Here is a 6,875-nt window from a genome sequence, read left to right on the forward strand (position 1 = left end):
CGAGCTAGGCGAGGTTTTTTAATTCCTTATATTTCATTTCAGCGATAAATAGTTTTACGAAAACAGGATCCCACTGCATTCCGCTTCCCGCTTCAATGATGTTTAGGGCGGTGTCAAACGACATTCCTTTTCGATAAGGTCGATCAGAGGTCATGGCGTCAAAGGCATCCGCAACAGCAATAATCCTTCCAAATAGCGGGATTGCATCACCTTTAAGTCCTTCTGGATACCCGTTTCCATCATATCGCTCATGGTGATATTTGACTCCTTCCATGAGTGAGCGAATATCTTGAAGCGGTTTTACTTGTTGTAGAATATCATACCCAAGTTCAGGATGTTTTTGAATCTGAGCGTATTCTTCATCAGTTAGTTTGCCTTCCTTTAATAGAACTCCATCACTAATTCCAATTTTCCCGATATCATGAAGCTGTGCAGATTTTCGTAAATGGCTCAATTGGTCTTGGGTTAACCCAAATTTTTCACCAAGAAGAAGAGAATACTGGGTCACTCGGTTAGAGTGACCCGCAGTATAGGAATCGCGAGCATCCAGTGTGGCTGCTAGGATAGTAATTAGACTTTCAGATAATTGTTTATTTTGTTGATCTCGTTCTTGAATGGCTTGAACCATGTGATTGAACCCTGAGACAAGATGACTAAACTCATCCGAATACGTCTCACTTGTAAGATGCATTTGTCCTTCTTGTACCGCCTTCATTTCATGTTGAAGTTGGAGGATGGGCTTTTCGATATCCCGAAAAAATAAATAGGCCGAAAATAAGGCAAATAAGATCTCAAGAATAATAATGCCAAATGCCCACTCCCAATAGGTTTGAATGAAATCGCTTGAAGCTTGCTGGAGGCGAACTTGAGAAGCCAAACTAAAAAGAAGTAACGGAAAGATGCCGATAAATACGGTGCTGAATAATATTTTTTTCTTTAATGAAACGATAATCTTTCCTTTGAGTGTTAAGGTTGTCCCATATAATTTTTCTGCTTTATGGGAAATCACTGTTGATATTGTTTGCACAGCATGAATGGTTAAGTAAAATTCTATCAGAGCGTGCATTCCTCCAATCAGCAGCGCTCCACCACAAGCAAATACAACATACCGATACGGCAATGCGAGAAGTTCGAAGTGGATGAATAAAGTAGTGAGCGTTACAGCTGGTAAGGAGAGTCCAAAGAGATGAGGACCCATAATGCGCTTTAGCGTCTTAATTGGGAAGTGATGCGCGGCTAGAAAGCCCTTTTCAAGCTGCTCTAAGCTTATTTTTTCTTCCTTAAATGCTATCTTAATATCTTTTAAGTGATGATTAAAAACAAGAAATTCAGCAATGAACATACAGAGTAGAGAGGAAAAAAGAACGATGATTAAATAAAAAACATCTTGTTTTTGGAGCGTTAGCGTGAAAAATGTGAAGACAGAGCCAACGCCTAAGACCGCAATTGAAGACCCGAAAACATAGTTAATAATGAGTTTGTTGACAAATTTTTGATAGGGATTCAAGTGAGTATTCCTACCTTCTGTAATTTCTAAATAGGTATATTTTATCATAGAATCAGCGTGTGATATTCAATTTTTTTAAAAAAAAGTGTATATTAAGCTTCTAATTTATAAGGATACTATGTCTTAGTGATAGATGGAAAAGGGAAGAATACGGATGAATGAAGAACCGCAAAAACAGTTAAAAAGAGTATTGGAATATATCGAACATCATTTGCAGGAGAAATTAACTTTAGCTGAATTAGCCAAAAAATCAACTTACTCTTCTTACTATTTTTATTGAATATTTACCAAATTTGCAGGAGAGATACCAAGGGATTATGTAAAGAGGTTTAGACTTGAAAAAGCTGCGCAAGAGTTAATTTATGAGTCGAAAATGAAAGTGACAGCTATCACGGTGAAGTATGGATTTTCGTCGCTTTCTTATTTTTCTTCTGCCTTTACGGACTACTTCAATGCGAGTCCGAGGGCTTGGAGAGAAGGTGCCTACTTAGAAAAATTTCCAAGGCAATATCTTCATAGCAAGAGATCAAAACAATTGAGCAATAATAAAGAAGAAAAAGAAGAGAAACAGCCGTATAATCAATTTCAATGGATTGATCTTTCAAAGATAAAAACAGTGATTCTTCCAGAAGAAACATTTATTGTACAACAGTGAATGGGTGATTACTCAGCTGAAATTACTGAAACGTGGGAACAAATTTATTATTGGAGTAAAGCAAGGAATCTGTTCAGTGATAAAACCATTTCAGTTGGAATTCCGCGGAGTAATCCATACATAACTCCAGCCAATAAGCGTCAATATGATTGCTATATCTCGGTTTCAAAAGATTTTCCCCAGAACTTAGGTATAGAGAGAATAGTGCTTTCAGAAGGGAAATATGTACTTTACGAATTTGATAAACCTGTTCCTTATCATGTTCTCGTATTAATGATTATTTGTGGCATTCACGGCCTTTTTGCTTCAGTCCCTCTGTAAAGCAAAAAAAGTGCAAACGACTGGATTTAGATACAAAACTCGTAATAAATGTATCTTTTCTTGCTATAGAAAAAAGGTTCTAGTTTTCAATACTAGAACCTTTTTCTTATACTTCTTGTTCTTGTAAGCTCGCAGTTTTCAGCTTTTCTTCTTCGTCATCTTGATTCGTTGTACGCAGTGGAATTTCTTTTAAGAAGAAAGTCGTACACAATCCTAAGAGCACGATAATCGTTCCCCATAAAAACACACCGGTTAATGAAACATTCAATGCTTCTTTCATTATCACGATAAAGGAATCAAAAAGTGGTGTCATTTCGGCTGGAACGGAAGAGCGAATACTCTCCAATAATTCAGGGCTCATTAAAATTTGCGGATCTTGCATTTGTGCAAAATTTTCTTCTGCTCTAGGTGCGGGTTGAGGAAGAGTGGGTTGAACTTGTTCTAATTCTTTCTTCATAATGTTACCCATTACGGTACCGAAGATGGCTACCCCGATCGTTCCACCAATTTGTCGGAAGGTTTGCATCGCAGCAGTTGCGACACCTAGGTATTTATGACTAACCGCATTTTGAACGGTAATATTAAAAACTGGCATATTCATTCCAAGTCCTACTCCAACAATCACTAGCTGGAGAATGAGGCGAGTCATGGACGTTTCTACTTCTAACATTGAATTTAGAAACAATCCTGTTGCCATAATGACAAAACCGAGCAAAGAGAAGATTTTATATTTCCCCGTTTTGGTGATGAGAATTCCAACGATGATACTAGAAAAGACCATTGATAAAGTCATAACCATTTCTACTAACCCTGAAACAGTAGCTGTTTGTCCTTGCACACCTTGAACGTAAAACGGTACATACATAATCGTCCCGAACATTCCCATTCCGAGAAAGAGACCGGCAATATTCGATACGGTAAAGATACTATTTTTAAATAAATAAAGCGGAAGTACGGGGCTTTTAGCTTTTGATTCGACAAAGATAAAGAGGCCAAGAGTAATGATGGTTAGAGAGAACAGGCCGATGATTTCAATGGAAGCCCAATCATACTTACTTCCTCCCCATGTAAAGCCGAGTAATAAAGAAATAATCACGGCAGTTAACAAGAGTGAACCAAGATAATCAACAGGTTCCTTCTCTTTTCGGATATGGGTAGGATAGAGCTTTAAAATCAATCCAAAGGCAATGAAACCTAGTGGTAGGAAAACCCAGAATACCCAGTGCCAATCATAGTTATCGACGATGTATCCACCAAGAGTGGGTCCGAATAAGCTAGATAATCCAAATACCCCACCGAGAAGACCCTGCCAACGACCACGTTCACGCGGAGAAAACAAATCGCCAACCGTTGTAAAAGCGGATGACATAATCATCCCTGCGCCGAACCCTTGAATCCCGCGGTAGATAATCAATTGAGTAATATTATCCGCTGTCCCACTAAAGAAAGCACCGATGGAGAAAATTCCAATACCAATTAAAATAAATATCTTTCTTCCATAGATATCAGATAATTTACCAACGAGCATTGCTGTAATCGTAGAGGCAAGCATGTAAATTGTAAATACCCAATCAAAATACTCCATACCGCCAATCTGGGCGATGATTTTCGGTAGAGATGTACCGACAATTGTCATGTTAACAGCAGCAAAGAACATAGCTGCCATGACGGCTATCATAATTAACACTTTTTGTCTTTTTTCTAAATGTTCCAAGATGCTTCCTCCTTATTCGTTCCTTCTAATAACCAATTGGCTTTTTGTACATAGAACTTAAGCAAATGCTCCTTCTCTATATAAGAGAGTAAAGCTTGCAATAAAAAGCGCCGTGGTTCTTGTTTGTTCCACTCTTCCTCAAGTAGGAGTACTGAAGAGAGGTAGGACTGTCTTTTATCTTTTGGTAGTTTTTCTACTATTGTCTTCATAGAATCAATAAGCATAGAAAGAGTCTCTTCACCGGAATGTGGTTCTTGTTTTTCACCAAAAACGGGAGCTAGGTCTTGACTTGTCATAAACGGTTTAGGTTGACTTTTTTTCATTTCAGAAATCATTCCATCGACTCGGTCGACAATAAAGAAGGCAAGTTGTTCCATCGGTTTTTCTTGTTGAGATAGAATAAGTAGCATCATATATTCTTTCATCATTCCTTGCATCATGACGACAATGTCCCAAATGAAAGGTTCAATTGACACGCCGTAGGCTTTTAATAGACTATCTCTTTGCCAAGACATAATTCTAGACTTCAGTTGTTGTTTCAGTGAAATCATCTTCTCGTTATCTTGAAGCGGCATTTCTTTAAACTGTAAAATGAAGAAATCTCGCTTGGAAACAAATTCCTCCAATTGAATGGTTAGTTGTTTCGTCAACCACTCTTTTGGAGATGTGGTTTCTTTCATATGAACAAAAGTTGCTTTTTCAAACATCTCTTGTTGGGAATGGGAGCAGGCACCGATAAATAAATCCTCTTTTGAGGGGAAATATTTATAGAGAGATCCTTTTGAAATACTGCATTCCTCAGCAATTTCCTGAACGGAAGTAGCATAATAGCCCTTGTCAGAAAAAAACTTCATGGCCGTTTCAATAATTGTTTTCTCTTTTTGATTCAAAGTAACACCTCTTAAATATAGAACTCGAAAGTCATTTGTAGAACTTATTAGTCAAATGTATTTTAAAGTAATTCCATTTAGAAGTCAATGGTGAAGTCTGTGCTCTTTTCCTTCTTAAAGGTAGGATTATTATTTTCCCCCAAAAAAAGCGTTAGGATGCGTAAATACTACGTCATCCTAACGCTTTTGGGTCAATCTCCACCGCCGCCGTTTCCCCCTCCAAAGCCATCTCCGCCATTATCTCCAAAGCCGAAAAATCCTGAATCATCACTTGAATGATGGCTTGATTGATTCCAATGATGGCGAGAATTCCCTTTAGGAACGGACTTACTGATTGCATAAATCAATATGAAAAAGATAAACACAATGATACCAATCATTTATATTCTCCTTTCAAATGGTCTACCTTAATTACGTTAAAAATTGGAATAAGTTTCATTTTTTAGCTCTTCACCATAACTAGTTGTTTATTATTAAAGCAGTTTCAATTTGTAGCCGCTTTTCAAAATGAACCAAATTTCTATACCCATATGCTCGTCTCTTGATTAGCTTGGTTTTATTATTGAGCCCTTCAATAGGTCCGTTGGATACACTGTATTTTATGGCATTTAAAATGGCTTTTTCCCATTGTAGTAGCGTTTTAGCGATTCGATGAACGACTCGGTTTTTGGAGAATAAATATCTTTCGACCCAGGCTTTAAAGGTTTTTTTTGTTAGATGTTGGTCCCAGCGTGAATAGACTCGTCGAATTCCTTGTAAGGCTTGATATAGCTCTTCCATTTCGTCATTTACAGATAGCCATTCTTCCAGTTGTAAGTACTCCTTAAAATGTAAATTGATTGGTTTAGTCGTCAATAGGCGTGTGATGATTCGACGTTGTTTCTGAGTGGTCGCTTTCTTTTTCGTCATTTTCCTTCGGTGATTATCAAGTTCTTTCGTAAAAAGTTGAATGACGTGAAAAGTCATCGAGGCAAATAATTTTGGGAGTATTTCTACGGCGGGAAATGACTTCATTTTGCCTTTCAGCCCACTGATAATACCAACGTTCAAGCGTCGTATAAGGAATCTGATACGCACGGGAAACAGCTTGAATCGTCGTTTCGTGGCAGAGAGAGGATGTAATTTCTTTAAATAATTCGGTGGATTTTCCACGCTGAGGGATGCCCTCCCACTTTACACTCCAAACGCTGAAACAGTTCGTACATTGTTCATGGTAACAAGGAACTTCTACACATATAAACCCAAAATGAGGGGTGACACGGTGTCGTAAAGTTCTAGTTTTTCCTCTTTTATGTGGAATCGACCGGGAACCACAAATCGGACAAAGAAAAGAACGAAGAGTAGGGCGCAAAATAGCGACCCACCCTTCAGACCGTTGAGACATCCGTACAAGATCGAAATCTGGAAGATTAATCAAATCCATGATAAAATGTTGAGACAAGCAGAACCTCTCCCTTCTTGATTTTGTGTGGTAACTTAATCTTAAGGGAAATTCTGCTTTTTTTCATTTGGAAAGGCTTAAACCACCTCTTTTGGTGAAGAGCCCATTTTTTCGATGTTGTTTCAATTTTTGTCTGCCTGGAATAGTGAAAGGACAGAAAAATTTAGCTCTAAGGTTGTTTTCGCATAATATGTTTCTCTAGCATCAGGCGTGTTGATTATCCATTTTCAGGCAAACTAATCCCGTAGAAAATCCGGGCGTTTTTTAAAACTACACTCATTTCGGATAACCAATCAATTGGGAGATCATTTATTAAAAGAAGTCTTGTAAATGAGATAAATGATAGC

The 6,875-nt window shown here is 37.8% G+C and carries 9 protein-coding genes; 3 read left to right on the top strand and 6 right to left on the bottom strand.

Translation table 11 applies throughout. The annotated features are described in order from the left end of the window. Positions 1-4 precede the first annotated feature (4 nt). Positions 5-1,507 carry an HD domain-containing phosphohydrolase gene (locus U8D43_RS18035; RefSeq protein WP_335872573.1) on the bottom strand — a complete coding sequence of 501 codons (1,503 nt, stop codon included), beginning with the start codon at positions 1,505-1,507 and terminating at the stop codon, positions 5-7. A gap of 154 nt (positions 1,508-1,661) precedes the next feature. Here U8D43_RS18035 and U8D43_RS18040 point away from each other — a divergent pair, with 154 nt between their 5' ends. The 3 genes from U8D43_RS18040 to U8D43_RS21105 are packed head-to-tail and all read left to right on the top strand — an operon-like array spanning position 1,662 to position 2,483. Then, complete coding sequence (locus tag U8D43_RS18040; RefSeq protein WP_335872574.1) at positions 1,662-1,787, top strand: hypothetical protein; 126 nt, start codon at positions 1,662-1,664, stop codon at positions 1,785-1,787. After that, on the top strand, positions 1,788-2,162 hold the full coding sequence (locus tag U8D43_RS18045; RefSeq protein WP_335872581.1) for a helix-turn-helix domain-containing protein: 375 nt from the start codon (positions 1,788-1,790) through the stop codon (positions 2,160-2,162). It abuts the gene before it with no gap. Next, on the top strand, positions 2,163-2,483 hold the full coding sequence (locus U8D43_RS21105; protein ID WP_442893632.1) for a GyrI-like domain-containing protein: 321 nt from the start codon (positions 2,163-2,165) through the stop codon (positions 2,481-2,483). A 106-nt stretch (positions 2,484-2,589) separates the two neighbouring features. On the opposite strand, the gene U8D43_RS18050 is transcribed toward U8D43_RS21105, so the two are convergent. The 5 genes from U8D43_RS18050 to U8D43_RS18070 all read right to left on the bottom strand — a co-directional run bounded on the left by U8D43_RS18050 (position 2,590) and on the right by U8D43_RS18070 (position 6,528). Then, a complete protein-coding gene (locus U8D43_RS18050) occupies positions 2,590-4,197 on the bottom strand; it encodes an MDR family MFS transporter (RefSeq protein ID WP_335872575.1) in 1,608 nt (535 codons plus the stop codon). Continuing rightward, entirely contained in the window at positions 4,185-5,087 is a 903-nt protein-coding gene (locus tag U8D43_RS18055) for a TetR/AcrR family transcriptional regulator (protein WP_335872576.1), read from the bottom strand. The genes U8D43_RS18050 and U8D43_RS18055 overlap by 13 nt, the downstream gene beginning before the upstream one ends. A gap of 191 nt (positions 5,088-5,278) precedes the next feature. Continuing rightward, positions 5,279-5,467 (bottom strand): hypothetical protein, encoded by a 189-nt coding sequence (locus U8D43_RS18060; RefSeq protein WP_335872577.1) that lies wholly within the window; start codon positions 5,465-5,467, stop codon positions 5,279-5,281. A gap of 79 nt (positions 5,468-5,546) precedes the next feature. Continuing rightward, on the bottom strand, positions 5,547-5,996 hold the full coding sequence (locus U8D43_RS18065; RefSeq protein WP_335872578.1) for a transposase: 450 nt from the start codon (positions 5,994-5,996) through the stop codon (positions 5,547-5,549). Positions 5,997-6,012: 16 nt separating this feature from the next. Continuing rightward, positions 6,013-6,528, bottom strand: a complete 516-nt coding sequence (locus U8D43_RS18070; RefSeq protein WP_335872579.1) for a hypothetical protein — start codon at positions 6,526-6,528, stop codon at positions 6,013-6,015. Positions 6,529-6,875: the final 347 nt, after the last annotated feature.

It is taken from the genome of Bacillus sp. 2205SS5-2 (assembly GCF_037024155.1).
GTDB lineage: Bacteria > Bacillota > Bacilli > Bacillales > Bacillaceae_K > Bacillus_CI.